Raw genomic sequence first — 1,821 nt, 5'->3', positions numbered from 1 at the left:
ACGGTCACGTTGGTGTGTACCCCGCTGTTCCACATCGGTGGCGTGTCCAGCGTGCTGACCAATCTGATTCTCGGTGGACGCCTGGTTCTCACCGTCGGCAAATTCGACGCCGGCGAGATCCTGCGGCTGATCGAGGCGGAGCGGGTGCAGTCGTGGGGTGGAGTGCCAACCATGGCCGTCCGTGTTCTCGAACATCCTGATTTCGACTCGCACGACTTGTCCAGCCTGCGTTCGTTTCCATTGGGTGGTGCGCCCTTGCCTGCAACATTGCTGCAGCGGATGACCGCCAAGCTGCCGCAGCTGAAAAAGCGTGGACTCGCCAATACGTGGGGGATGACCGAGACCGGTGGGTTCATGACGGTTGCGGGCAATGCCGACCTCGAGGCTCGCCCGGGCACCGTGGGCCGCCCATACCCCGTGGTCGAGCTGCGGATCGGCGATCCCGATGCAGGTGGCTCCGGCGAAGTGCTGGTTCGCGCCCCCACGGTCATGCTGGGCTACCTCGGAATCGACGACGGAACGGTCGACGACGAGGGATGGCTGCACACCGGCGACCTCGGCCACGTCGACGACGAGGGCTACCTGTACCTCGACGGCCGCAGCAAGGACATCGTCATTCGAGGTGGTGAGAACATCGCGTGCGCGCACGTGGAGCAGGGCTTGCTGAGTCATCCCTCGGTCGTCGAAGCTGCGGTATTCGGGGTTCCGCACGACGATCTCGGTGAAGAACTGGCTGCCGTGGTCGTTCACCGAGCCGGTGAACCAGTCGACGCCCAAGCGTTGCGTGAGCATTGCAAGGACACACTCGCGTACTTCGAGTTGCCGTCGTTGTGGCAGATCGGTGACACCCCGTTGCCGACACTGGCGGGCGAAAAGGCGGACAAGAAGTCGATTCGAGCGGCGTTTCTCGAGTCGGCACGGAAGGGATGATCATGCATCTGAGTACTGCGGACGAGTACTTCACCCATCAGACGTCCCTGCCCCACGCGATGGTGGCCACGAGTGATCCGTCGTGGCGAGAGCGGTACTGGGTCAGCTTCCAGGACACGGAGAGCGGCGACACCGTTCTCACTGTGGGCCTCGGACGGTATCCGAACCAGGACGTGATGGAAGGGTTTGCGTGCCTATCCCGGAACGGCAGGCAAACCAACGTGCGCATGTCGCGTACGTTGCTCCCCGACAGTCATGGGATGCAGATCGGACCGTTCGCATGTGATATCCGTGAGCCGCTGAAAGAACTGCGATTCACGCTGGACGACAACGATTCCGGTCTCACTTTCGACATCGCGTTCGAAGCGAGCTTCGAACCGGTCTTGGAGGGCAGGTTCTTTCAAGTCAGCCGGGGACGCGCCAATTACGATGCCGTCCGCTACGTTCAGCACGGCCGAGGGGCCGGGTGGATTCGCACCCCCGACGGCGACACGATCGAGGTGACGCCGAAGCGATGGTGGGCCGAACGCGACCACTCGTGGGGCACACGGCCGCTGCCACGTGCCGACGGTCAAGCCCCGGGCGTACGGCCCGAATGGCGGATGTTGTTCTTCGCTCCGTTGCAGCTTCCGGACTTCGGTGTGCACCTGTATGTGCAGGAGTCCGAGCCGGGACGTCCGGTGCACCTTTCGGCGGGAATCGTCGGACGTACCGATGATCGTGGAGACGACTTGGTGATCACCGGCGTGGAGCACGATCTCGAATGGGAGAAGGATGCTGCCGCACCCACATTGGTGGGTGTTCGGATGTCGCTTCTGCTGCATGGTGGGGATCGGATCGATCTCGACCTCACGGCGCGTCCCGGTCGGGCGCATCTGCGCGGCGGTGGCT

The 1,821-nt window shown here is 63.3% G+C and carries 2 protein-coding genes; both read left to right on the top strand.

The genetic code is table 11. From position 1 onward, the window contains the following. On the top strand, positions 1-930 hold a 930-nt coding region (locus WAW17_RS27365; protein ID WP_422336001.1), incomplete at its 5' end, for a class I adenylate-forming enzyme family protein. Positions 931-932: 2 nt separating this feature from the next. Continuing rightward, positions 933-1,821, top strand: an 889-nt coding sequence (locus tag WAW17_RS27360; protein WP_422336000.1) for a hypothetical protein, incomplete at its 3' end; no start/stop codon positions are given.

The sequence above is a fragment of the Rhodococcus sp. (in: high G+C Gram-positive bacteria) genome (assembly GCF_049286785.1).
Lineage (GTDB): Bacteria > Actinomycetota > Actinomycetes > Mycobacteriales > Mycobacteriaceae > Rhodococcus_F.
Note: the sequence above shows the minus strand (reverse complement) of the source record. Positions and strands in the feature narration are given on the sequence as shown.